At 57.5% G+C, this 25,063-nt stretch carries 23 protein-coding genes; 18 read left to right on the plus strand and 5 right to left on the minus strand.

The features are described from left to right. Positions 1 to 47: 47 nt before the first annotated feature. The gene (locus ACWORE_RS09240; protein ID WP_455303616.1) at positions 48 to 1,184 is read right to left on the minus strand and encodes a hypothetical protein; all 1,137 of its coding nucleotides are present in this window, start codon (positions 1,182 to 1,184) and stop codon (positions 48 to 50) included. A 118-nt stretch (positions 1,185 to 1,302) separates the two neighbouring features. On the opposite strand from ACWORE_RS09240, the gene ACWORE_RS09245 reads away from it, so the two are divergent. Together ACWORE_RS09245 and lepB are read left to right on the plus strand one after the other, a co-directional pair. Continuing rightward, positions 1,303 to 4,428 (plus strand): leucine--tRNA ligase, encoded by a 3,126-nt coding sequence (locus ACWORE_RS09245; protein WP_455303617.1) that lies wholly within the window; start codon positions 1,303 to 1,305, stop codon positions 4,426 to 4,428. A gap of 24 nt (positions 4,429 to 4,452) precedes the next feature. After that, a complete protein-coding gene (gene lepB / locus ACWORE_RS09250) occupies positions 4,453 to 5,211 on the plus strand; it encodes a signal peptidase I (protein WP_455303618.1) in 759 nt (252 codons plus the stop codon). 74 nt (positions 5,212 to 5,285) lie between these two features. Here the strand turns inward: lepB and ACWORE_RS09255 are convergent, their stop codons facing one another. From ACWORE_RS09255 to ACWORE_RS09265, 3 genes are read right to left on the minus strand one after another with little or no spacing between them, the layout of a single operon-like run. Then, a complete protein-coding gene (locus tag ACWORE_RS09255) occupies positions 5,286 to 5,774 on the minus strand; it encodes a hypothetical protein (RefSeq protein ID WP_455303619.1) in 489 nt (162 codons plus the stop codon). 30 nt (positions 5,775 to 5,804) lie between these two features. Continuing rightward, the gene (locus ACWORE_RS09260; protein WP_296138851.1) at positions 5,805 to 6,722 is read right to left on the minus strand and encodes a universal stress protein; all 918 of its coding nucleotides are present in this window, start codon (positions 6,720 to 6,722) and stop codon (positions 5,805 to 5,807) included. A 54-nt stretch (positions 6,723 to 6,776) separates the two neighbouring features. Then, complete coding sequence (locus tag ACWORE_RS09265; protein WP_455303620.1) at positions 6,777 to 7,343, minus strand: MarR family winged helix-turn-helix transcriptional regulator; 567 nt, start codon at positions 7,341 to 7,343, stop codon at positions 6,777 to 6,779. A 142-nt stretch (positions 7,344 to 7,485) separates the two neighbouring features. On the opposite strand from ACWORE_RS09265, the gene ACWORE_RS09270 reads away from it, so the two are divergent. From ACWORE_RS09270 to ACWORE_RS09320, 11 genes are all read left to right on the plus strand, one after another. Next, positions 7,486 to 7,887 (plus strand): DUF5318 family protein, encoded by a 402-nt coding sequence (locus ACWORE_RS09270; RefSeq protein WP_455303621.1) that lies wholly within the window; start codon positions 7,486 to 7,488, stop codon positions 7,885 to 7,887. Positions 7,888 to 7,925: 38 nt separating this feature from the next. After that, positions 7,926 to 10,076, plus strand: coding sequence for a transglycosylase domain-containing protein (locus ACWORE_RS09275; RefSeq protein ID WP_455303654.1), 2,151 nt, complete (start codon positions 7,926 to 7,928; stop codon positions 10,074 to 10,076). A gap of 25 nt (positions 10,077 to 10,101) precedes the next feature. Continuing rightward, positions 10,102 to 11,679 carry a glycosyltransferase family 87 protein gene (locus tag ACWORE_RS09280; RefSeq protein ID WP_455303622.1) on the plus strand — a complete coding sequence of 526 codons (1,578 nt, stop codon included), beginning with the start codon at positions 10,102 to 10,104 and terminating at the stop codon, positions 11,677 to 11,679. Further along, a complete protein-coding gene (locus ACWORE_RS09285; protein ID WP_296138864.1) occupies positions 11,676 to 11,864 on the plus strand; it encodes a hypothetical protein in 189 nt (62 codons plus the stop codon). The genes ACWORE_RS09280 and ACWORE_RS09285 overlap by 4 nt, the downstream gene beginning before the upstream one ends. A 182-nt stretch (positions 11,865 to 12,046) precedes the next feature. Next, the gene (rpsF, locus tag ACWORE_RS09290; protein WP_012732667.1) at positions 12,047 to 12,334 is read left to right on the plus strand and encodes a 30S ribosomal protein S6; all 288 of its coding nucleotides are present in this window, start codon (positions 12,047 to 12,049) and stop codon (positions 12,332 to 12,334) included. Between the two features lie 81 nt (positions 12,335 to 12,415). Beyond that, entirely contained in the window at positions 12,416 to 12,994 is a 579-nt protein-coding gene (locus ACWORE_RS09295; RefSeq protein ID WP_012732666.1) for a single-stranded DNA-binding protein, read from the plus strand. A gap of 28 nt (positions 12,995 to 13,022) precedes the next feature. After that, complete coding sequence (rplI, locus tag ACWORE_RS09300; RefSeq protein ID WP_455303624.1) at positions 13,023 to 13,475, plus strand: 50S ribosomal protein L9; 453 nt, start codon at positions 13,023 to 13,025, stop codon at positions 13,473 to 13,475. Between the two features lie 924 nt (positions 13,476 to 14,399). Continuing rightward, complete coding sequence (gene dnaB / locus ACWORE_RS09305; RefSeq protein WP_455303625.1) at positions 14,400 to 15,890, plus strand: replicative DNA helicase; 1,491 nt, start codon at positions 14,400 to 14,402, stop codon at positions 15,888 to 15,890. Positions 15,891 to 16,193: 303 nt separating this feature from the next. After that, entirely contained in the window at positions 16,194 to 17,783 is a 1,590-nt protein-coding gene (locus ACWORE_RS09310) for a cation:proton antiporter (RefSeq protein ID WP_455303626.1), read from the plus strand. A 7-nt stretch (positions 17,784 to 17,790) separates the two neighbouring features. Beyond that, on the plus strand, positions 17,791 to 18,255 hold the full coding sequence (locus ACWORE_RS09315) for a fluoride efflux transporter FluC (protein WP_406605290.1): 465 nt from the start codon (positions 17,791 to 17,793) through the stop codon (positions 18,253 to 18,255). Beyond that, positions 18,252 to 18,590, plus strand: a complete 339-nt coding sequence (locus tag ACWORE_RS09320; protein ID WP_406605291.1) for a fluoride efflux transporter FluC — start codon at positions 18,252 to 18,254, stop codon at positions 18,588 to 18,590. Before ACWORE_RS09315 ends, ACWORE_RS09320 begins: the two co-directional genes overlap by 4 nt. Before the next feature lie 35 nt (positions 18,591 to 18,625). On the opposite strand, the gene ACWORE_RS09325 is transcribed toward ACWORE_RS09320, so the two are convergent. After that, the gene (locus ACWORE_RS09325) at positions 18,626 to 18,826 is read right to left on the minus strand and encodes a heavy-metal-associated domain-containing protein (RefSeq protein ID WP_296138881.1); all 201 of its coding nucleotides are present in this window, start codon (positions 18,824 to 18,826) and stop codon (positions 18,626 to 18,628) included. A gap of 684 nt (positions 18,827 to 19,510) precedes the next feature. Between ACWORE_RS09325 and ACWORE_RS09330 the strand changes: the two genes are divergently transcribed. The 5 genes from ACWORE_RS09330 to ACWORE_RS09350 all read left to right on the plus strand — a co-directional run bounded on the left by ACWORE_RS09330 (position 19,511) and on the right by ACWORE_RS09350 (position 25,021). Next, positions 19,511 to 20,278 (plus strand): hypothetical protein, encoded by a 768-nt coding sequence (locus ACWORE_RS09330; protein ID WP_406605293.1) that lies wholly within the window; start codon positions 19,511 to 19,513, stop codon positions 20,276 to 20,278. Beyond that, the gene (locus tag ACWORE_RS09335; RefSeq protein ID WP_455303627.1) at positions 20,275 to 21,186 is read left to right on the plus strand and encodes an ABC transporter ATP-binding protein; all 912 of its coding nucleotides are present in this window, start codon (positions 20,275 to 20,277) and stop codon (positions 21,184 to 21,186) included. Before ACWORE_RS09330 ends, ACWORE_RS09335 begins: the two co-directional genes overlap by 4 nt. 227 nt (positions 21,187 to 21,413) lie before the next feature. After that, positions 21,414 to 21,788 (plus strand): thioredoxin, encoded by a 375-nt coding sequence (gene trxA / locus ACWORE_RS09340; protein WP_204087706.1) that lies wholly within the window; start codon positions 21,414 to 21,416, stop codon positions 21,786 to 21,788. A 592-nt stretch (positions 21,789 to 22,380) separates the two neighbouring features. Then, positions 22,381 to 23,178, plus strand: a complete 798-nt coding sequence (locus ACWORE_RS09345; protein ID WP_455303628.1) for a PspA/IM30 family protein — start codon at positions 22,381 to 22,383, stop codon at positions 23,176 to 23,178. Between the two features lie 187 nt (positions 23,179 to 23,365). Then, positions 23,366 to 25,021, plus strand: a complete 1,656-nt coding sequence (locus ACWORE_RS09350; protein WP_455303629.1) for an alpha-keto acid decarboxylase family protein — start codon at positions 23,366 to 23,368, stop codon at positions 25,019 to 25,021. Positions 25,022 to 25,063 lie beyond the last annotated feature (42 nt).

The following is a 25,063-nucleotide window of genomic DNA, read 5'->3' on the forward strand; positions in this document are numbered from 1 at the left end:
GTGTGCGTGGCCGGGTACGCGGCCAAAATAGGCCGCTGATCTGGGCTTTAGGTAGTGGTGATATCGACGCCGCTCAAACCGTGGAGGCGTTTGTCGGCGGATTGCTGCGATTGAGCTCCGTCGCCGATACAGGCGTCGAGGAGGTTGTCGATGGAGAGATCTCGGGTGTCGGAATACAGCAATTGCTTCTTCGTGAAGCGATCGATCAGCTGGTCAACATCGTCGTGGCCTGCGGCCGTCGCGGTCCCGCGAATAGCGTCGGTCCATTCTTCAGGATTAGCCACGACGAAAAGGAGATCATTCGCGTCATCGTCCAGGCGATCAAGAATGTTAATGATCACAGAGGCAGCTTTGCTTACCGACGGTGGTACGTCGCCCGAAGCGATCGCCTCTTTAATCCATTCCGGAATAACACCCCGCTGGAGGCTACGCCACGGGTAAAGCTCGAGCCGGCCGATCTCGCTGGATTGAGGCAGATCATCCCCGGAAATATGCAGTACGCCGTCCGTGGTCATCCGGTTCCCTGGCCACTTATCCATGAGGGCGTGGCGAAGCTCCCACGCTGGAATAAGGGGGAACTCATTGTCCCCCACGGAGAGATCCTCGCGGCCGGTCATCATCGCATTCTGCTGGTCATTGAGGTCCAGAATTTCTGCCAGCGCTTGCGCTGTGCGGGTCAGTGAATGGCCAAGCTGCTCCCCGCGTTGACGTCGAACCAACGGCAAGGAGTGGTCAATCTTTTGAAGAAGAGCATCGAAGTACTTAATAGGTTCTTCGGCGGAGCCTTGATGGCCTTCCGTATTTTTAACTTGGATTAACCCGTCAGCTAAGTATCCAGAAACCTTGTTTTTAAAGATTGCGTTATCGCCGAGGACCATGAGTTTGATGTGGTTCGAGGCAGGGCGGTCCACGATGTGCGGGAACGTGCGGTTGATAATCCCGTCGTCGACCTCAGAGAGAAGACCGTAAAAAGGTTCATCCCCCAGGTAAACGACGGAACCTTTCTTAATCGTTGCTTCTTTGTGGTGCTCGGAAAACCACTTTTGGTCAGCAGGGTGAACAACGTCGTCGATAGAAAAGGATTCGGTCTTTTTAGCGAAAATGTCGGATGCGGACAGTGTCTTCGGCGAATACATCTCGCGGTAGAAATCGACGAAGTCAGAAAAAACAGTGGTGTTCGGCATACATGCTCCTTGTTTTCGTCAGGATTCGTGTGTTTGAGACGAGCGGGTTGATGACCGGGTATGTCAGCGGTGACCGTTGTAGTTGCCCTCATCATGGGCCCAACTAGACTATGTGACCATGACAAATCCGAGAGAAAAGAGCCCGAATGGGGGCCAGTCAACTGGTCATCCCACTACATCAGTGTCCTCCTCCCACAATACTTCGTCAGGCTCTCTTTCTTCGCGGTCGAGTGCGTCGTCGGCACAACATCACGACGAACCACGTTTCCGCTACACCGCCGGCCTGGCTGCGGAGATCGAAAACGCCTGGTACGAGCGTTGGTCCCACGAGGGAACGTTCAACGCCCCCAACCCCACCGGGGATTTAGCGCCACGCGATGGTGGTTCGGATCTTCCCGGCGATCGGATCTTTGTCCAAGATATGTTCCCCTACCCATCGGGCGTGGGCCTGCACGTTGGGCACCCTCTGGGCTACATTGCGACGGACGTCTACGCACGTTTCCACCGCATGTTGGGCAAGAACGTCCTGCACACCCTGGGATACGATGCCTACGGTCTCCCTGCGGAACAGTACGCGGTCCAGACAGGGACGCACCCACGGACCACCACCGAGGCGAATATCGCAAACATGAAGCGCCAGCTGGGGCGCCTGGGCTTGGGGCACGACCCCCGTCGGTCATTTGCCACGACTGACCAAGATTTCTACCGCTGGACCCAGTGGACTTTCCTCCAGATTTTCAACTCGTGGTTTGACCCCGAGGCCAACGCAGCCCGGCCGGTTTCGGAATTGCGGGAAAAGCTGGCCTCGGGCGCGGTCGATGTGACCTCCGGCCCCGGCTACCAGAGTGTTGATCCCGACACGGGCGCGGCAGTCGAAGCCGCTGAACAAGCCGGTAAGAGTTCCGCGCAAATATGGGAAGCGCTGGATGATGCCCAGCATGAGCATATCGTTGAAACCTTCCGTTTGGTCTATCGGTCCAGGTCAACAGTGAATTGGGCCCCCGGGCTCGGCACGGTCTTGGCCAATGAAGAAGTCACCGCCGACGGCCGCTCGGAACGTGGCAACTTCCCTGTTTTCCGCAAGAAGCTGACCCAGTGGATGATGCGGATCACTCAGTACTCGGATTGCCTGCTCGACGACCTCGACCTGTTGGATTGGCCCGACAAGGTGAAGTCCATGCAGCGCAACTGGATCGGCCGGTCTAGGGGTGCGGAAGTAACCTTCACCATCCCGACGAACGGCCCCGACCACAGCGCCGCCACGTGCCCCGTGTTCACCACCCGCCCCGACACCCTCTTCGGCGCGGAATACCTTGTCTTGGCGCCAGAACACGAGCTTGTCGACGAGGTCGTCGCTGATCAGTGGCCGGATCTCCGCGCTGAGCGCTCTCTGTCCGACGACGCCATCGACCGCTGGACCGGTGGAGCAGCCACCCCCGCCGAGGCGGTGAAGGAGTACCGCGCGTCCATCGTCGCGAAGTCCGATTTGGAACGCCAAGAGAATAAGGAAAAGACCGGTGTGTTCCTGGGCGTGTACGCCACGAACCCCGTGAATGGCCGCCGTATCCCTGTGTTCATCGCCGACTATGTCCTGTCCGGCTACGGCACAGGCGCGATCATGGCTGTTCCCGCGCACGATGAGCGCGACTACGACTTCGCGCGCGTCTTCGAATTGCCTATCACCGAGGTCATTTCCGGCGGCGACGTCACCGTTGAGGCTTTCACGGGCGCCGGCACCGCAGTGAACTCCGCCAACGACGACGGCCTAGACATCAATGGCCTCCACTTGGAGGACGCGAAAGTCCGCACCATTGATTGGCTTGCCCAGCGTGGCGTCGGCAAGGAAAAAATCCAGTACAAGCTGCGTGACTGGCTTTTCGCTCGGCAGCGGTACTGGGGTGAACCCTTCCCCATTGTGTACGACGAGAATGACGTGGCCCATCCGCTCCCGGAGTCCATGTTGCCCGTTGTGCTCCCGGATGTTGACGACTACCGGCCGGTGTCCTTCGATCCCGATGACGCGGAGTCCGAGCCGCACCCGCCGCTGGCCAAGGCGACGGACTGGGTCAATGTCGAGCTGGATTTGGGCGATGGCCCCAAGAAGTACCGACGCGATACGAATGTGATGCCGCAATGGGCGGGAAGTTCCTGGTACGAGCTCCGCTATGTGGATCCCACCAACCAGGACGCGCTCTGCGATCCTGAGAACGAAAAGTACTGGATGGGCCCCACGGATCAGAAGAAATCCGGCGGTGTGGACCTGTATGTCGGCGGTGTCGAACACGCGGTGCTGCACTTGCTGTACTCGCGGTTCTGGCACAAGGTGCTGTTTGACCTCGGCTACGTGTCCTCCTGCGAGCCGTACCATCGCCTCTTCAACCAGGGCTATATCCAGGCCTTCGCGTACACCGACGACCGCGGTGTGTACATCCCCGCCGCGGAGGTCGTCGAGCGCGACGGCTCCTTCTGGTGGGTCCCCAGCGACGGGCGGAACATGGACGGTGTCCAGACCAACGAGCACGGCGAAATTCAGGTCCACCAGGAGTACGGCAAGATGGGTAAGTCCCTGAAGAATGCCGTCTCCCCCGAGGACATTTGCGACAATTACGGCGCGGATACGCTGCGCATTTACGAAATGTCGATGGGCCCGCTGGACACATCGCGCCCTTGGGCGACGAAGGACGTCGTGGGTTCGCAGCGCTTCTTGCAGCGTCTGTGGCGGTTGGTGGTCGACGAATCCACCGGTGACCTCGTCGTCACGGATGCGACCCCCACCGATGACGATCGCCGCGCACTGCACCGCACGATTGCCGCAGTCCGCGAGGACTACGCCCAGCTGATGGACAACACCGCGGTGGCGAAACTCATCGAGTACGTCAACTACGTGACCAAAACGTACGCGGGCGGCGCTCCCCGCGAGATCGTCGAACCGGTTGTGCTGCTCGTTGCCCCGCTGGCCCCGCACATCGCGGAAGAGCTGTGGTCACGGTTGGGCCACACGAAGTCCCTGGCTCACGGCCCCTTCCCGACGTTCGAGGAGAAGTGGCTTGTCGACGACACCGTCGAGATTCCTGTTCAGGTGCAGGGCAAAGTCCGTAGCCGTATTAATGTAGCGACGGATACCTCGCGCGAGGATATTGAAGCCGTGGCGCTTGATGACGCCAAGGTGAAAGAGCACGTGGGCGATCATGAGATTAAGAAAGTGATCGTTGTCCCTGGCCGTATGGTCAACGTGGTGATCTAGGCTCGACCCGGAACGGAAAACAGCATGTTTGGAAAATCAAAGGGGTCAACCCCCGCTGCGGCCACGGTGAAGAAGGAACGCCCCTGGTATATCGAAATCCCGATCATTATCCTCTGCGCGCTCCTCGTGGCTGTTCTGTTCCAGGTCTTTATTGGGCGCGTCTACGTTATTCCCTCGGAATCCATGGAGCCGACGCTCAATGGGTGCACGGGCTGCAATAACGACCGCGTTTTCGTCAATAAGCTTGCCTACGATTTCAGTTCCCCCAAGCCGGGCGACGTCGTCGTGTTTCGAGGCCCCGAGTCTTGGGACGAAGGGGAATTCGGTGAGAGCACATTGGATGAGAGCAGCGGCTTCAGCAAGGTGTTGCGTACTGGTGCGTCGTATATCGGGCTGGCAACTCCCCCGGAGAATGACGTCGTGAAGCGAGTTATCGCGACGGGCGGGCAGACCGTTGAGTGCAGACCCGGGGACGACGGCATCAAGGTGAATGGGAAGACGATCGATTCGTCGTACACTCTGCAGCCCCCGCAGCGGGAGGTCGACACTGAGCATGGCTCAGAAGCGTGCGGTGGCGGGTACTTTGGCCCGATCACTGTGCCCGATGGGAATGTGTGGTTGATGGGCGATAACCGCACGAATTCTGCGGATTCCCGTTACCACATGGAGGATCAGTACCAGGGCACGGTGCCTGAGAAGAACATTATTGGCCGGGTGGATGCCCGTATTTTGCCCTTCAATCGGATCGGTACTGTGAGCCACCCGGACATTCAGAAGGACTAACCGGCGCGTTGCGCCCGGCGCGGGTTGCCGGTGGTGCGGGCGGCATATCACCGTCGCACCACCCCCCGGCGCCCCTACCGGTAATCAAGCCCGGCGATAGCCATCCACCCGGTGCTGGTGATCCACCCGAGCGCGAAGGGAATAAGCACCCAACAAATGGCGAGCCATGGGCGCCAGCGGTCATACCGTGCCCACTTGATATAGGTGGTCCACACTCCCCCGAGCGCGCCGATGAGGGCGATCGCCCCCGGCACCACCGGGAATAGAATTTCGTAGGTACGCGAACATATCCATGCCGACTCCCCCGCGTCGCAATCGGGGCCACCCTGGTTGTGCGAAATGAACAGGATGATCCCGGCCGCGAGCAGCGTAATCAGCGGCACCACGATGACATACACAATGGCCTGGTGTGTGGACCGCGTGTGTTGTTCGAGGCGCAATAATGGGTCGAGTTCGTAATCCAGCTGGGATGGTTTGGATGGTGTGGAGTCTGCTTTATCGACGGTGACGTGCTGGTCGGGGTCATCGGAGCGGTGAGAATGGGATTTCCCGTGCCTATCCACTCGAACCTCCTCTACAGCGAAAATGTTGGTTTAGACGGGAACAATAACAGTGGGGACGGGCGAATTCCGCACAATCTGGTTTGTTGAGGAACCAAGGAAGGTATGCCCGAAGACCCCTAGCGTGGAACTGCCCACGACCAGAAGGTCCCCTTTCTTCCAATCTAGGTCGGTAATGGAACTTTTCCAGTCTGCGCCGGACCCGATGGCGAGATCGACGTGGAGATCGTCGAAGCGCGCAAGGGCGCGTTCTTGTCCACGCTCAAGGATGTTCTGAGCCTGGTCTCGCCATTGCCGGGTCGCCTCTTTTGCGTGTTTATACGGTGTTTCGGTGGGGTACATTGACGGCCCGTGGGGGGTGAATGCGACGAGGCGGAGAGGAACATCCCACCGGTGTGCATAGTCGCACGCTTTCCGCAATGCTTCCTGTGATTGTTCAGTATCGACGTAGGCGCAGTTGACGCGCGTGACGCCCTTTTTGGATGTGCGTAGGTCACGCGGGGCGAGGCCCAGGGATACAGGTGCGCAATGAAGGAGAGCATCCGCTGTGGATCCGGCAACAAATCGGCCCTCGGGTGCAGAGGCGTGGGATCCGAGCAAAACAATCGTCGCGTTGAAATCGGTGGCAGCCGCGCTAAGAGCATCGGTTTCGGAGGTAGCGGTGACGAACTCAAAGGGATGGGCGTCCAAGGAATCGTCGGGAACATGGGCGTCTTTCAGCGCCTCAAGAGCAGCGCGTTCACACTTTTTTGTTTCCTTGCGGATCCAGCGTTGGTAGTCCTCCCCCAGTTCGTCGGGAGCGTCGGATGGCCATATGGATGGCAGGACAGTGACGGTCCGAATGACGGCCGGCGAGGTACGGGCGAACCATGCGGCGAATTCTTCGGCACTGGATTCGGTGGGATGGGGACGTCGGGCGATGAGGATGCGAACCGGGGATTCGTTAGTCACGGTGGTGCTCCGTTGGTCGGAAGGGTGGGGTTGGGACGTGAGAAGGGCGGGGTGTTAGTCGTGTGCTGGGTGTTCGTCGTCGGGGCCGCCCTCGTGGTCATTAAGGATGCGCTCGAGGACGTCGGTGAGTTCGAGGGCGAGTTCTTTGCCGTCTTTGGTGTATTGAGCGATGAACCGCGCGAACTCGAGGTTTCGTTGTGCATTGACTCGTTCGAGCTCTTCCCTACCGTGGTCCGTCAGTGCGACGGTTACTCCGCGGCGGTCGTGTTTATCGCGCTCTCGAACAACAAGTCCGTCGAACTCGAGACGGTGGATCGCGTTCGATGCGGTGGGCATGCGGATGGATTCGAATTTGGCGATGTCACTAATCCGCATAGAACCGTGGTGTTCCAGCACGGAAAGTATGGAGATTTGGCTAGCGGTAAGAGCGGTGTGAACCGACTGACGGTAATAAATTAAGACGAGCCTATTGAGAAGTGGTCGGAGCCGTGCCGCAATGTCTTCGATGGAAATGCCCTGAGAGGATTGGTTTGAGGGTTGTGTGGTGGCGTGGTCAGAAGTGGCGTCGACCGGAGCGGCGTCGCCTGAATTTTTATTGATGGACTTGTCAGTTGAGGTCATTGTCACCAGGTGCGTTAGTCAGAAATGGACTCCTCCTATTATATGGTGATTCTCACCCGCGCTAAAGCTGTTTGAGTGCAGCGAAAGGTTATGCGTGCCGACGGTGTGCTTGGGCTATACACCTGAGGCTATTGTGCCTATAGTGACCGGGGTGAGCTGGACAGAGACGAGGAATCATCAGCTTGATCGTCAACGGTTGCTGGCTGAATACCGCCGGGGAGACATCTCTGCGGAGGAGTTGCGGCAGTCGTCACGTCGGCTGATTGATGCCGCTGATTTTCATGGTGAACCACAAGATCGTCCGTGTCCGCTGTGTGGAAAAAGGACGTTAAAAAATGTCATCTGGATATTCGGCGACAACTTGGGGAAAATAGCAGGGACCGCGCGTAGTCGTCGAGAAGTTGAGGCCCTGGCGGAAACCTATGGCGACATTACCGCCCACATCGTGGAGGTATGCGTGCATTGCTGGTGGAACGTATTGCTTCGTGAGATGCTTGTCCGTGTAGGAAGCGGTACGTCCAAACCTCGCGTAGAGGAGAAATAGGAATAGTGAGTAACAAACAACCACAAAGGCAGGCCAAGATGTCTACCTGGAAAAAGGTGCTGCTATGGACAGGTGTAATCCTCCTTGTTCTCATTCTTGCGCCTGTTGTGGCATTCTTTTCCGCCTACGCGGTGACGAAGGTCCCGGAGCCTCAAGAGCTTCAGACTAATCAGATTGCGACCATTTACGCGTCGGATTCTTCTACCCAGTTGGCGCGCATCGTGCCGCCCGACGGTAACCGCACGGACGTTGATCTCTCGGAGATCCCTCAACCTGTCCGACAAGCCGTGTTAGCTGCGGAGGACCGCTCCTTCTATTCCAACCCTGGCTTCTCTGTTAAAGGTTTCGGACGCGCTGCGCTTGGTCTTGTGACGGGTAAGGAATCCTCTGGTGGTGGTTCCACCATCACCCAGCAGTATGTGAAGAACGCCCTGGTAGGTAACGAGCACTCCTACACACGTAAGGCTAAGGAGCTCGTTATTTCCGCGAAGATGGCCCGCGAGTGGTCCAAGGATGAAATCCTCGGCGCGTATCTGAACACTATTTATTTTGGACGTAACGCGTATGGCATTGCTGCGGCGTCGAAGGCGTATTTCAACAAGGACGTCAAGGACCTCACGCCGGAGGAAGGCGCTGTGTTGGCTGCATCCATCCAGCGTCCGTCGGAGTTGGATCCCTGGACTAACCGCCAGGCCGCTGAAGAGCGATGGAACTACGTTATGGACGGTATGGCCGACATGGGTGCTATTAACGGGGAGGAGCGCGCCCATGCCGCATACCCCGAGGTCATCGACCCAAACACGATCGATACGGGTTCCGAAGTTGAGGGCACGAATGGTCTGATTAAATCGCAGGTCATGTCTGAGCTTGAGGCATCCGGCATTAGTGAGCAGGACGTCAACACTCAGGGTCTCAAGATCACGACGACGATCGACCCCAAGGTTCAGAAGTCCGTGACGGACACGGTGAAGAACCGTATGCAGGGCAACCCGGATGATTATCGCACCGCCGTGGTCTCGGTTGATCCCCGTAATGGTGCGGTGAAGGGTTATTACGGTGGCGATGATCCGAATGGTTGGGATTTCGCGAATACCGGCCTCCAGACCGGATCGACATTCAAGATCTTCGGTTTGGCCGCGGGCCTGGAACAGGGAATGTCGCTCTCCCGCGTATACTCCTCTGCCCCAGTGACCATCAACAACCTGACTATTCAGAACTCTGAAGGCGAATCCTGTGGTTCCTGTAGCTTGGCCACGGCGCTGAAGATGTCGCTGAACACGAGCTTCGTGCGTATGCAGCATGATTTGAAGCATGGCGCGAAGGACACGGCCGATATGGCACACCGCCTGGGTATCCCCACCGAGGTCAATGGTGAAAAAACCTTGCAGGAAAAGGATGGGCAGGTGTACGACGGCGTCATCTTGGGCCAGTACTTAACCCGCCCGATTGATATGGCGACGGGCCTGTCGACGCTGGCAGACAACGGCATGTACCACCAGACGCACTTTGTTCAGAAGGTGGAAACGTCGTCAGGCAAGGTGCTGCTGGATCGGTCGAATGTCGAGGGCGACCAGCGCATTGATAAAGATGTTGCCAATAATGTCATCTCGGCGATGGAGCCGATTGCGTCGTATTCGCGTAACCACGGCCTGGCTGGTGGCAGGACCTCGGCAGCGAAATCCGGTACGGCTCAGCTGGGTGATACCGGCAATAACAAGGACGCTTGGTTTGTTGGTGCAACCCCGCAATTAGCGACGGTGGTCTGGGTAGGTACGAACGACGGCCAGCCCATCTTCTACTCTGGCCGCCCGATGTATGGTTCCGGACTCCCAGCCGATATTTGGAAGCAAACCATGGATAGCTCCTTGCAGGGCGATGGTTACATGGCCTTTGGTGATTCGAACTCGTCGGGTTCCAAGCAGTCGAATACTAACTCGGGCGGGTCGAAGAAGACCTATACCCAAACGACGACGGTTCAACAGCAGCAGCCGCAGCGTACTCGTGCACCTCAGACACAGGCGCCGCAGCCACAGCAGCAGTATGTGCCGGAGACGCAGGAGACTCCCGCCCCGATGCCACAAGCGCCCGACAATGGCGGCCTGAACATTCCGACGCGGACCCAGGAAATTGTCCCTGGTGTGGAAGTTCCCGTTCCGGACTTGGGTAACAACGACGAGCCGGCTCCGTAGTTAATCGACGAGTCCGCCGTACTGAGTGAAGAAGGACATAGTGGCGTTGGGTGCAGTTAAAGGAAAAGAACAGCAGGACACCGACGTGTTGAGAGTTCAGCCGAGCCTGACGGAGCCCGCAGCGCAACGGTGGACTCATTTCCTTGGGGGACCCATTGCAAGCCACGGTCTCGTCGGGCGAGCAGTATGGGCCACTCCCCTCCGTGTCCTGATGGGCCTGGCCCTGGGCATGATGTCCCTGGGTTGGCTCTCGAAGGCGAATTGTCTTCGTGGCGACGGTGACGGGGTGAATTGGACCGCGAACCGTCAGTACATCTCGGGGTGCTACGCGGATTCCATCCCGCTGTACAGCATTGAAGGCCTGAAGGACGGGCACTTTCCGTATGTCTACTCCTGGGCCGGCGATGGTGGCATCCGCCATATGGAGTACCCGGTTCTCACAGGGCTCTACCAGTGGTTATGCGCCCAGTTAGCGGCCCCCTTGCACTGGTTTGCGGACCTCATTGGATGGTCGGTGCCCCGCGTCGGTTTCTATTTCGGCGTGAACGCGGTGTTCCTCGCGATTGCATGGATCGGGACACTGTGGTTCACCTATCAGTTGGCCGGTCACCGTGTGTGGGACGTCATTCTGGTTGCGGCCAGCCCCATCGTGGGTGTGCACATCTTCACCAATTTCGACTCTCTAGCGACAGTGTGCGCGATGGAGGCCATTCTCCTGTGGACCAGGAAGAAGTACGCGGGAGCTGGGGTTCTCATCGGCTTGGGGGCGGCCGCAAAGCTCTGGCCCGCGTATATCTTAGGTGCTTTCCTCGTGCTGGTCATCCGCCACCGTTGGCGGGAGCGCACGGAATTCATCAACACGGTGGTTTCGGCTGTGGTCACCTGGCTCGTGGTGAATATTCCGATCATGATCGCCTCCCCTGCTGGATGGGCGGAATTCTTCACCCGGAATGGGAAGCGAGCAGCTGAAGATTCGACGATCTACAGCGTGCTTTCATGGCTGACTGGCTTTAGTTACTCCACCACTGTTCCGGTGAAGGCGCAGTCAATCATTTCCTTTGTGCTGTTCGGACTGTGTTGTGTCGGAATCTTAATTCTCGGGCTGAAGGTCAAACGTGAGCCTGCAGTGTGGGAACTCTCGTTGTTGATCGTCGCCGCATTCGTTCTGACCAGCAAGGTGTGGAGCCCGCAATACTCGCTATGGCTGGTGCCCCTCGTCGCGTTGTCTCTCCCCCGCTGGCACCTGGTGTTCGCCTGGATGTGGGTGGAAGCTATTTACTGGTTCGTGCGGATGTGGTGGTTCACGGGGGCGGATAACAAGGGCGCTCCAGACTGGCTGTTTAACTCCTTCGTGATCGCGCGGGATGCGCTGGTTGTGGCCATTCTTGTGCTGGTGATCCAGCAGATGCGTGGGACACGTCCTGACGCTCCACGCACGATGCTCCAGGCAGAGGCCCCTGGGCAGCAGGAAAAGGATCCGGGGACGGTAGCGTCGCGGCGCGGTCCGTCGTCGGAAATGAGTAGCCGGGCGGTGACTAGCGACGTAGTAACTAGCCGGGCGGGTGTCGTCGGCACGCGATCGAACGTAGGAATTACAGCATGACTCCGCAAGTAACGTTAACGATTATCAGCGTTTTTATCGGGTTCTTCTTATTCACGGCCTCGTTTGCCAGTTTCATGTATAAGAAGCCGGCCAAGGTGACGTGGATGCTGTTTGGCATCGCCGTTTTCTTCATCACTGTTGTGCCGGTGACCGTCGCTGTCTTTTGGGCGACGCTCATCAATTAACCGGGTTGCTCACCACCGAGCCAACTGGCGTGTTGTCATGTGAGGTTTTCGTGAGGTTCCGGATTTTGCCTCTGGCCAGCGGTTTGGTAGTCTCGTGGGGTTGCTTGACGCAACGAACCCTCCTGTCGCGCTAACGATGGCGCGGCCGAAATACGACCAGACCATAGGAGGTGATGAGGTCCGTGCGTCACTACGAAATCATGATCATTCTCGATCCCGCGCAGGATGAGCGCACTGTAGCCCCGTCCCTGGATAAGTATCTCGATGTTGTCCGCAAAGAGAAGGGCAACGTTGACAAGGTTGATATTTGGGGCAAGCGCCGTTTGGCCTACCCAATTCAGAAGAAAGAGGAAGGCATCTACGTTGTCGTGGACTTCACCTGTGAGTCCGCAACTGTGCTGGAAGTCGACCGTCTGCTCAACCTGAATGATTCGGTGTTGCGTACGAAAGTTCTGCGGACCGACGCCTAAAAAGGCACACTGGTAGACACACCAGTGTCAGGTTTTATCTGATCATCAAACCGGTTGTCCTGCAGAGAGAGAGGATTCATCATGGCACAAGGAGAGACACCTATCACGGTCGTCGGCAATCTTGTTGCTGACCCAGAACTCCGTTACACCCCGTCGGGTGCTCCTGTGGCTAATTTCCGTGTGGCATCGACGCCACGCCGATACGATTCCCAAACCAACCAGTGGGTTGATGGGGATGCGATGTTCCTCACCTGCAATGTGTGGCGCCAGGCCGCCGAGAACGCTGCCGAATCGTTAAAAAAAGGCATGCGCGTGATCGTCAATGGCCGCTTGCGCCAACGGAGTTTTGAGACTCGGGACGGCGAACAGCGTCGCGTTTTTGAAATCGAGGTCGATGAGGTCGGCCCGTCGTTGAAGTACGCCACGGCAAACGTCGAAAAGACGAGTGGCGGAGGCAACGGCTTCAACCAAGGCGGCGGTGGCTTCGGTGGAAACCGAGGCGGAGGCTTTAACTCCAATCGTGGCCAGCAGTCTCAAGGCAACCAGGGCTTCGGCGGTTCCGGAGGGAACTCGGGCGCGGATCAGGATCCGTGGAATTCCGCTCCCAGCCAGGGCTCCAGCCAAGGGTTTGGTGGGGCAGATGATGAGCCACCCTTCTAACTAATCAACGTAAGAAAGGCTAGGGATCATGAAGCTGATCCTCACCGCCGCCATTGACAATCTCGGTGTTCCTGGTGACATTGTCGAGGTCAAGGCCGGCTATGGAAGAAACTACCTGCTCCCGCGCGGGTACGCGGTCCCCGCTACTCGTGGCGCCGAGAAACAGGTTCAGGATTTGAAGCGTGCGCAGGAAGCGCGTGCTATTCGCGACGCCGATCGCGCTCGCGAGGTCAAAGAGCAGTTGGCAAACCTGGAAGGCGTTTCTGTCGCCGTCCGCACTGCCAACAATGGCAAGCTGTTCGGGTCTGTTAAGCCTAACGACGTTGCTCAGGCCGTCGTAGCTACTGGTGGTCCGGAGCTGGATAAGCACAGCATTGACATGACCAAGGGTTTTGTGAAGTCGACGGGTAAGTACTCGGTGGACGTTAAGCTCCACGAGGATATCCACGGCACCATTAACTTCGAGGTCGTATCCCAGTAGTTTCTGGTTTTACACTTTTTGAATTCTTTCCGGGGACTCGACACCCCCGGTCGACAACAGCGTGTAAGCCCTGGCTGCGGGTTATTGCCGTATAAGACGGGTAACTCAGTGGTTGTCGGGGCTTTATAAGGGATGTGCCATGCTTTTGTGGCCGTTCCGCGGTAATACGAGGCGCGACTCGACACCGCGCCGTGTTCTTCACTCCACGCTGGGTGTGCTTCGACACCACGCCCTGCGTGAAATAACGACGGGTCTGGCAGATATGCCGGGCCCGTTTTTCGTATGAGGGGACCGGCCGGGCGAAGAACATCATTCACGCAAGAACTTCGTAGTTTACCTTCTGTTAATGGTGATAGAGATGTTGTCGGATGTCGTGGATGGGGCTGGGGATAACACGCACAGGTTAGGTGCTTGACAACCGGATTTTTACCCCAATTTGCTCGGATATTTCCCCAGTTCATGATAAAAAGGCCCAGCGTAGAAGCGGTTTTCCACCGTTACTGTGAGATTCGTCAAATTAAAATGTCACAGGGCTGACCTGCACAAACGCTCGTTTTCGCAGGTCGCGATAAAAACTTGTCCACAGTAAATTCCACAGGCCGACGTGGGAAACGATGAATTCTCCACATTTTATCCACAGGCAGTCTGCGAAACCTGTGGATAACTCCGTGGGAAAAGAGGTACTGAGATTTGTATCCTAGCCGTCGGAGCTTTATGAAAAAGCAGTAAAGGGTTACTCTGAGTAACCCCTTCCCGTGAGATCCGGTCAGATCCGGCGGGCTCCAGCAGACCTAGCGAGATCCAGTGAGGTCTAGTGGGATCTCGTAGGGTTTAGCAAGAGTTAGAGCAGTGCGCCCGCATTCCCGCGTGCCTCTCATGATTGTGCTCAGTGTTTATGTCGGCGGCAGGCGATAGGGTATTTCCATGGCATCACGTTCAGCGGTATCAGCGTCTTCTCTTGATAATTCGTACGACTCGTATGAGTCTGGTTTTGGTCCGGGAGGGGACTATGAGGACGCGTCGTTTGGGCCCTCTGGAGGTCCCGATCCGCGGGATTATGAGGAGTTCGGTCGGAAGTCTCCCCAGGATATTGAGGCTGAGCAGGCTGTTTTGGGTGGTATGTTGCAGTCCCAAGACGCTATTACGGATGTCGTAGAAATACTCCGCGCGGATGATTTCTATGACCCGCGCCATCAGACCATTTTTAACGCCATCCTCGATCTGTATAGCGAGTCTGCGGATGCCCAGTTGCAGATCGACCCGGTGCTGGTGAGCAACCGGCTTAATCGCGACGGTGACTTGGAGCGCGTGGGTGGGGCACCATACATCCACACCCTTATGACTAAAGTGCCGACGGCGGCCAACGCGAGTTACTATGCGCGGATCGTTGCCGAGAAAGCGGTGCTTCGTGGGCTCGTTTCAGTGGGGACGGAGATCGCCAAGCTGGGGTACAACGGCATCGATGGCCAGGACGTGGACAAGGTGGTCGATTACGCCCAGTCCCAGGTGTTCGGGGTGGGACGTCGTGACGCTAGCACGGATTATGTCGAGTTGGCTGACACGTTCGAGGAGGTCAATGATCTTCTTAACGAGTACGAAATGCACGGCGGTGCGGCCAGTGGTGTGCCGACGGGCTTCCTTGACCTCGACAAAACCATTAACGGCCTTCACCCCGGGCAAATGGTTATCATCGCTGCTCGGCCGGGCGTGGGGAAGTCCACCTTGGCGATGGATTTCATGCGGTCGGCGTCGGTAGAGAATGACACCCCGTCGGCACTATTTAGCCTTGAAATGTCCAAAATGGAGATCGTGCTGAGGCTGCTCTCGGCCGAGGCCGAGGTGAAACTCACTAATATGCGCAGTGGCAAAATGGACGAATCCGAGTGGACCCGGTTAGCTCAAACGATGGGAAAGCTTGAGAAAGCGCCCATTTTTATCGACGATTCTCCCAACCTAACGATGATGGAAATCCGGACGAAAGCCCGTCAGATTAAGCAGAAGCACGGCCTCGGGCTGATTGTTGTGGACTATCTGCAGCTGATGACGTCGGGCCGCAAGGTGGAGTCGCGCCAACAGGAAGTCTCGGAGTTCTCCCGTCAGCTGAAGCTGTTGGCGAAGGAAGTGGAAGTTCCGTTGATCGCTATTTCGCAGCTCAACCGTGGGCCGGAGTCCCGTACCGACAAGAAGCCACAGCTGGCGGACCTGCGTGAATCCGGTTCTTTGGAGCAGGACGCGGACATGGTGATGTTGCTGTATCGGCCGGATTCGCAGCCGGGAGCGTTGGATAATGCCCGCGAGGGAGAAGCCGACATTATTTTGGCTAAGCACCGCGGGGGACCGGTGGGTACGATCCCGATTGCCGAGCAGTTGAAGTACTCGAGGTTCGCCAACCTGGCTACCGATAACTTCTCGTAGGGGCAGACTTCTCGGCATCCGCGCATCGGCTAGCGCAGCACCCGGGGTGTCGCGAAATCGCGCCGGGCCGACGTTTTCCTCTATTTTGGATAGCGAGTAGTAGTTCCCGATCGCTGAGTGATGCGCTCACGCGGAGTGCTCATCTGTTACGGACCCGCGTGTGACGTGCCCATGGTGCTCATTCGGCAACTGGTGAGCTGGCCCCGGACCTCGTAAAAGTACGCGGTACACGTAGCGGTTAAGCACCTGTACACGCAGGAGCAGCTGGGGCAGCATGTAAGGCAGTAATGAAAGGTGGCAAGCATGGAGACCCTCATTGTGATTGTGGGTCTAATGTTTGCGACGGTCATCGTCGTGTCCATCGGCGAGCGCACCAACCTCCCGTGGCCCGTGTTGTTAACCCTGTTAACGACGGCCACGATGGTGTTCCCCGCGATTCCAGATATTTCCTTACCACCCGATCTGATTCTCCCGCTATTCCTCCCGCCCTTGATTTGGGCGATGGCCCGGCGCTTGTCGTGGCCACTGATTCGATCCCAGTGGCGGACGCTGTTGTCGTTATCCGTGCTGTTGGTCGTGGTCACGATCCTGGCGGTGGCTGGGACGTCGATGGTCTTGATCCCGGGTTTGTCCGTTGCCGGCGCGATCGCTTTGGGCGCGGCGGTAGCCCCGTCGGACCCGGTGGCCGTGGAGGCCGTCGCGGAGCCGGCGGGAATTCCCCGACGCGTGATCGGCACCCTGCAGACCGAAGGCCTCTTTAACGATGCCGTCGCGCTGGTGGCCTTCCAGTTGGCGCTCAATTCGCTGTATAACGACGACTCAATCCACGTCGGCCCGGCGTTGTTGCGGTTCGTGTACACCACGGTGGCGTCGATTGCCCTGGGCTGGCTGATCGGCCATGTAGCCGGGCGGGCGTTGGAGTACACCGCGGGATCGAACACGGTCAACGCGCTGAGCTGGGTCGTTCCGTTCGCGGTGTATATCGCGGCGGAGGAGATTCACGCGTCGGGAGTTATTGCGGTGGTGGTGGCCGCCGTGGAGATGACATCGCGTGTGTCGGCGACGGCGGCGGAGGACCGGTTGACAGGGTCGGCTTTCTGGGAGACCGCCGAGCTGCTGGTGACGGGTATGGCGTTCGGCCTGATCGGTTTGTCGGTGCGTAATGCGGTGGAGCAGACCTCGACGCGTATCGGCGAAGGTATTGTCTGGGGTTTGGTTATTTCCGGCGCCCTTTTCGCCGTCCGCTTCTTGTGGATGTATGACCAGTATCTGCTGAACAAGCACAGCAAGAAGAAGAACGTGTCCCCGCTGCGGCTGCAGGAAGTGTTGGTGCTGACCTGGTCGGGGATGCGCGGTTTGGTCACGCTGGCCCTGGTGTTGTCTGTGCCCGCGGGCTATATCAATGTGTATAACGAAATGCCGCTGATCGCGATCACGGTGCTGTTCTGCACGATGGTGGTTCCCGGGTTGACGTTGCCGTGGATCATGCAGAAGCTGAATGTCAATGAAGGCAATGATGCCATTGCCGACGCAACGATGGATCGTCTGTTGCGCCGTGCGCATAATGCGGCGATGGATGTGCTGCAGTCGAAGGGTGAGGATCTCCCGCCGGAGGCTATTCAGGCCATCGCACGCCGTTTCCGCGACATGACGGGCGTTCCGAAGGACGATGAGCCGGAGAACTATGAGGATGCGGTGCGTCGTCTGCGCAAGGTGCGTCGCAAAGTGACGGCGGTCCGTTTGGAGGCGATCGAGGCCGCCCAGGTTGAGGTCATGTCGGCTCGGTTCGAGCCGGGTGCGGATCCGTTCATCATTGACGAGGTGCTAGCGCAGCTGGACCGCATGACGCTGGCGAGTGGCGAAAATTCTGTCCTGGGGCTTCGGGAAAGGTAGGCGAGTCGTGTCTCGTGGAAGAAAGCCTGTGGCGCCGAAGCGCTTTGCCGGTTCGGCCGTGCTGGTGTTTGTTGGCGGTGCCGTGGGGACGTTAGTGCGTGATGTGTTGACGTCTAGCCCCGTGGTGAGCGCCGTAGTGCCCACGATGTGGTGGGTGTTCGCGGTGAACGTGGTGGGTGCCGCTCTGCTCGGCTTTTTGGGCGCCCGTTTCGCCCGACTGGGCCGTGTGAACGCAAATCTGCTGCTGGGGACTGGTTTCTGCGGTGGTCTAACAACCTATTCGACGCTCGCCGTGGACATTGCCCGGTGGTTCCCGGGGGTCGGAGCTGCCGGCGTTCAGGGATCCGGGTCCCTGATGGGCATGAGCTTCGCGGTGTACTACGCGTTGTTCAGCGTGATTTGTGGCGCGATCGCGGCGTTTGCCGGGGCGTGGTGGGAACGCGTCGGCCGTAGAGAGGTGACGCAACGATGATGGTGCTTGTGGCGCTCGGCGGTGGCCTTGGTGCGTGTCTGCGGTACGCGGTGGATGCGTGGATCCGTGCGCGGTGGCCGGCAGAGTTTCCGTGTGCCACGTTCGTGATTAACGTGACCGGCTCGTTTGTCCTCGGGCTGTGTGTGGCGGGCCTATCCGGGGGAGCGCTGTTGGGCCTCCTAGGTACCGGAATGATGGGTGGATACACCACGTTCTCCACGGCGTCTGTCGAGGCTGTCACTCAAGGTAGCGCTCGCCGTGGCACTATATATGCATTATCGACGCTGGTGGTGGCGGTTTTCGCGGCATGGCTAGGGTTGGTCATCGGCGGGTAAGTCGCGCCGGGGAAGTTGCACGGAGACGTCGAGGTCTACTTGGGTTCGAGCGTGTATCCCGCTTCCGCGACGGCCTCGTTGATATCGGCATCACCGAAGTCTTCACCTTCGACGGTCATATGGCCGTCGTCGAAAATAGTGACGTTTTGTACTCCGCGTGCCTGAGATACCGCGTCTTTGATGGCGGCGGCTCCTTCGTTGGAACTCATGCCGGTGATGGTGTAATTCTTCATCATGGGGGTATCTCCTTGTGGGATACTGTCGTGTCGATGGCCAACGACGGTTGGCCGGTGCTAGCTGGTGCCTCACAGGCGAGTGTGTGCTCCATGGGCTATAGCGCGGGGCACACAATAGCCCCGTGTGGAACGAGACTTTAGTTATTGTTGTTAATTTGCACTAGTGACAATTTCTATATTGCACATGTTTAGGGGTATTTCAGGGGGTGCTTGTCCGTCACATATGGCCCGGCGGCGGACTTGGAGGAGCTTTTCAGTTGATCCGACGGTTCGGTGGGGAAGGTACGTCCACCATGATCGCTCCCACTCGCAAAACCGACGCGACCATCGGAGTTCCCTAATGTTAAGGTAAAGGTCACCTATTGAGTCATGCTAAATACACGACACAGCGCACCTCGACGAAACATGCAGAGGGCAGAGGAGAGAAGTAAGTGGGCGGACTTATATACGCCGTCATAGGGGTAACGTGCATCGCACTTCAGTATCTATTACCCAGGTATCTTCCCGACTGGACTGGGCTTTTCATCCTCATTCCCTATGTAGCTGCAGTCGTCTTCGTAGTGTTTACGGTCGGCTTGCATGGTTTTAGGGACTTCATCATGCCGGTCGTTGGCTTTTTCGCGTTAATGTGTATATGGGGTCAGGGCGTGGAAAACAAAAAACGCGTAAAGAAAGAGGGGGAACATGGAACCGAGTGAGCCACATAACAAAACCGGTTTTGTAGTCAACGGTATTAAGTCCGAACTGACGACGTTCATACACACCTCTTTGCTGAAGGTCTCGCTGGTTGTGATGACCATCCTCACAGTCGGATTAGCCGTAGATATATCGCGTCGCAATAATGGGGCAATCGGTTTCTCAGGTAGCTTAGCTAGTAACTCGGAGTTAACGTTTTTCTTCATTGCGTTCGCGTTATCCCTCTATATTGCTGGTAGCTACACAAAGGGATCGGTGAACTACACCCTTCTTTCCATTCCCTCCCGTTTCAGCGCTTATCTCGCTAGCCTCATCACCAGCGTTGTTATTTCTTTGGCCTTTTGGCTAGTGTTCGCCTTAATCTTTGTTGTCCTTTTACTTGTTTTATCTGCCCTAACCAGTTTTAGTGTCACCACTGATTCTGTCGCGAGGGAATTGATTCTCGGCGTCTCATGGGCAGCGTGCATGGTGGCTATTGGACTGGTCGCCGGCGGGATCTCTCACCTAGCTCGAAACGTAACCCTGTCATTCACGTTGATCATTGTGATCATGCTCATTCTCCCGATGGCGGGGGCCATCTTGATGGCGATGGGTCATGACCAGGGTAATCTCCTGCTCCATCACAGCTTCCCGTTTGCTGTGGACAAACTAACGCAAGCTAATGCGACGTCGCTGGAAGGCCTGCTTGAAGTTGGTTTGTGGTGTGTCGTGGCCGTTGCATGTGGTGCAGCACGTTTGTGGAGGTATGAGGCATGAGTTCGTCGGCAATTTCTGTTGACCGGATTAATAAGTCGTTTGGTAAAAAAGTCCCGGTTTTGGAGAATATGACGTTCGACGTGGCGAGGAGCAAGGTCACGGGGTTGTTGGGGCCAAACGGGTCGGGTAAATCGACGATAATGAAGATTATTGCGGGGCTCACACATGCCGATTCCGGTGAGGTCACGATCGACCTGGAACGTGCCGACTCCTATAAGAGTGCAGTCGGGATCGATCATTGCCGGGCATCGATTGGCTATCTTCTTGATCCCGAATGGATAGATACGCGGGTGTCGATACTTACCTTCCTTCGCAGTCAAATGCTGTTGAAGGGTATTTCAGATACTAAGAACAAAGCCATCGACATTCTCGACGAATACGGTCTCGCTCATGCTTGTAATCGTAAGCTTGCGAAAGTGTCGCTGGGTATGAGGCAACGTGTCTGCCTTGCGGTGGCATTTCTTAACGATCCTGAGATCGTGATTTTGGACGAGCCGCACAATGGGGTGGACGCAGATGGCTCGATCGCATTTCAGAACAAGCTGAAGGAATATATTAGTTCCGGCGGAACGGCCTTGATTTCATCGCACTTGCTGAATGAGGTTCAGCAGTTTTCTGACTATGTGGTCATGATTAAAAATGGGCGCACTATAGTTCAAAAGCCGCTTGACCAGCTACGAACGACGAATAGTGTTCTGTTAACAGTCCGAGGGGATATCGAGTCCGCCCAGCGAGCCATGCTCAACAATGGTGGGCATATTGATGGTGTCTCCGGGCAGACCCTTTCTATTAGTGGTCTCGATACAGCGACGATTGCGGAAGTCGCGGTCCGGAGTGGGGTCAAAATTGAAGGCCTCACTAAGGAAAGTAAGTCATTGGAGAGCATCTACTTAGAACTGAATGAATAGCTGTCCTCGGTTTCGTCATTTCTGTATCCGCTATATCCACATCCGCATGTGAGGTCACACATCCCCGCTGCAGTTCTAGACTGTCTGGTCTATGATGGTCCCCCTAAAGGCCCCTGTCTCATATTGTGCAGGTAGACGGCGTAATGACCGTGGTCGCCGGCCCCTTAAAGTGGCCCAGTTAAAGTGGCCAGGAGTGCTGTCTTTTTAAAAATAAGTGAAAGGAATTTATGGCTACAGTTACTGTGACGAAGGACAATTTCACCGACACCGTCTCTAATGGCGTTGTTGCGCTGGACTTTTGGGCTGAATGGTGTGGTCCGTGCCGCATGTTCGGCCCGATCTTCGAGGAAGTCTCCGAGCAGTTCCCTGATGTGACTTTTGGCAAGGTAGACACGGAATCCAACCAGGAGATCGCGGGCTCGCTGGGCATCCAGTCCATCCCGACGCTCATGGTTTTTAGAGACAACGTTCTGGTTTACCGCCATGCAGGCGTCCACTCCGCTGGTCAGGTTAAAGACGTCATTGAGCAGACGAAGAACCTGGACATGGATGAGGTTCGGAAGCAGATCGCGGAGCAGGAAGCTAAAGAGTCGGGGGAGTAGCCTCATCGACGCTATCGGGGGAGTAGCGGCGTAAACGTACGACTAGCCGCATAACATGCACATAACACGACGCGCCCCAACCGGTGTTGTATCGGTGGGGCGCGTTGTCGCACGCCACGGGGCTCCTGCGAGAGTTAGTTGCCACACAAAGCGCATGCTTGCACGACAGCAGACGTACCCGCGACGACGGAATCACAATGGAGGAGCCACGTGCAACGTCGTTACTTACTCGATGGTGGTGCCGTCGGGAATGACGGGGCCGGGGTTGCCGGAAATAGCAAGAAGATGCTCGGCAAGTGCGAGGATGCTGTTCAGAACGTCCATGAGTTCTCCATTCTTTCTGTGGCACGGTTGTGGGGAGATACCGGTCCTACCGACGTCGCATCGCCTGAAACCTATTGATGTTCAGGCTAGATGGGTAATGTCGGTATGGATTGGGTGGTGGACTCGCCGTCTGACACGAACACGTGCGTCAGGATTGCTTACGATTGCGATCAATGTTGTTCATAGTGCACTGTACGCCTGAACTGCAGAGCGTGTGTGAACCGCACAGTAGGCCCGACGGATGCCCACAGATGTTAAGGAGATTGTGATGGCTAACCCCTTTTCAAAAGGGTGGAAATACGCGATGGCTAAGTTTGATAGCACCATTGATGAGAAAGCAGACCCGATGGTGCAGATCCAGCAGGCCACGGAGGCGGCGAAGAAACAGCACCAGGCTGTTGTGGAGCAGGCGTCGTCTGTTCTGGGGAATCAGCGGCAGATTGAGATGAAACTCAACCGGCTGATTAAGGATCAAGAGAGTCTTCAGTCTCAGGCGCAGAAAGCAGTGCAGCTTGCGGACAAAGCGTCGCAGGAGGAGGACACTCAGCAGGCGAGCGAGTGGAACAGCACGGCTGAGGTGGTGGCGTCGCAGCTGGTCAGCGTCGAACAGCAGATTGAGGAGACGAAGCAGCTTCATCAGAGTAATGCTCAGGCCGCGGAGCAGGCCAAGGCGCAGGTGAAGAAGTCCGAGGCCCACCTGAAGGAGCAGTTGGGGCAGATTGATCAGCTTCGGGCGCAGGTCAACCAGACGAAGATGCAGGAAGAGTCGGCAAAGGCCGCGGAGTCGATGAATGCGCTGAGCGCGAAGGACGATTCCGTTCCGAGCCTGGATTCGGTGCGCGACAAGATTGAGCGTCGCTATGCGGATGCGCTCGGTAAGCAGGAGCTCACGGAGAGTTCGGTGGATACCCGCATGGCGGAGATCGAAACCGCTGGTCGTGATATCAAGGCGTCGGCTCGGTTGGAGGAGATTCGGGCACAGATGCACGGTGGGCAGGCTGGCGACCGTTCCTTGGATGCGGGGGATGCGCCGCAGGGTGAGCTCGATTCCGGTGAGGACAAGTAATTCACCGACAATTTTTACCTCCCCGCAACCTACTTAATACGTTTTCCTGACAGTATGGGTGGAGTGGCGCGAACCCAGCGGCATCGATGTCATCACATGTCCACGTGGCCAACCCGCCATGCCGAGCACACGTGATGAACCCCTCGCCATACGATGCAGGCTCCACCGAGCCATGCGAAGGAGAACTATGTACACAGTTGCTGATTACATTGCAGATCGCCTAGCTGAACTGCACATTAAGGATGTTTTTGGGGTCCCGGGTGATTTCAACCTGGAGTTCCTGGATCACATTACGGGGCATGATGCGCTGCACTGGGTCGGCAACGCCAATGAGCTCAACGCGGGTTACGCGGCTGACGGGTACGCGCGAATGAACGGCATCGGTGCCGTTGTCACGACTTTCGGGGTGGGGGAGCTCTCGGCTATCAACGCGGTCGCTGGCTCGTTCTCGGAGAACGTGCCGGTGGTCCACATTGTCGGCGCCCCGTCGAAGGATGCGCAGGCGTCCCGACGTCTGCTGCACCACAGCCTCGGCGATGGTGATTTTTCTCATTTCCGACGCATGGCTAGTGAAGTGACCTGCGCCGTTGCTGATCTGACTCCCGCGGATGCGGTGGACGAGGTGGACCGTGTGCTGCGGGCGGTGCAGACACACAGGCGGCCCGGATACATTGTGGTGCCTACCGACGTCGCCCGCGTCGAGGTTGAGCCGCCCTCGTCTCCTCTGGGTGGCGCCCGGTCCTACACCTCCAACCGTGCTTTGGCGGAGTTCCGCGCGGCCGCCTCTGAATTCTTGGAGGGCCGCGATGTGACGGTGTTGGCGGATCTCCTGGTCCACCGGATGGGAGCGACAGAGAACCTGAATCGGCTTCTCAGTGGCGGTATTCCCCATGCCACCTTGATGTGGGGCAAAACGCTGGTGAACGAGGAAGACCCGTTCTTCTTGGGCGTGTATGCGGGCGCGGCCTCTGAGCCCGACGTTCGCAAAGCTGTGGAGGGTGCGGACCGCCTGGTCATGGCCGGTGTTCGCTTTACCGATACGACGACGGCCAGCTTCAGCCAGAAGATCGACCCGGCACGTTGTGTGGATATCGCCACCAATTACGCGAAGGTGGGCGATAAGACCTTCGCCCCGCTGAATATCGCTGATGCGCTGGACGCGCTTGCCGAGCTTGCTCCGTCGTTCGCGGATCGCGCGCCGGGTGCGGTTCCGGAACCGGAGCCGCATCACTGGGTTGCGGGCGCCGATGAGCCCTTGGTTCAGGACGATGTGTGGCCGACATTAGCTGGCGTGCTGACCGAAGGAAACATCGTTGTTGCTGATCAGGGGACCAGTTTCTTTGGCCTGGCGAAGATGCGTTTCCCAGCGGACACGACCTTCATTGGCCAGCCGCTGTGGGGCTCCATCGGATACACGCTTCCTGCCGCGATGGGCGCTGGCCTCGCCTGCCCTGGGCGCCGCCCGGTTCTTGTTATTGGCGACGGCTCCGCGCAGCTGACAGTCCAGGAGCTGGGCACCTGGATGCGGGAGGGTGTCAACGGCGTTGTCATCGTCGTGAACAACGACGGCTACGCTGTGGAGCGCTCGATTCACGGCGAGGACGCCGAGTACAACGACATCACGGCGTGGGATTGGCGGATGATTCCGCAGGCCCTCGGCGGCACCAACGATAAGGTCGTGACACTGAAGGCCACCACGCGCGCAGAGCTCAATGAAGTCTTCGAAAAGGCGCAGGACGACCAGGATCGTCTGGTGCTTATCGAGGTCTGTACCGCGCGGAAGGACTACCCGAAGTTGCTGAAGAAAATCGGGAAGGCCATTAACGACGCCAACTCGAAGTAGACGCTCTGACGCCCGGCCCCGGTATTCGCGCCGGGACCTGCG

Source organism: Corynebacterium sp. c7Ub_26 (genome assembly GCF_053760365.1).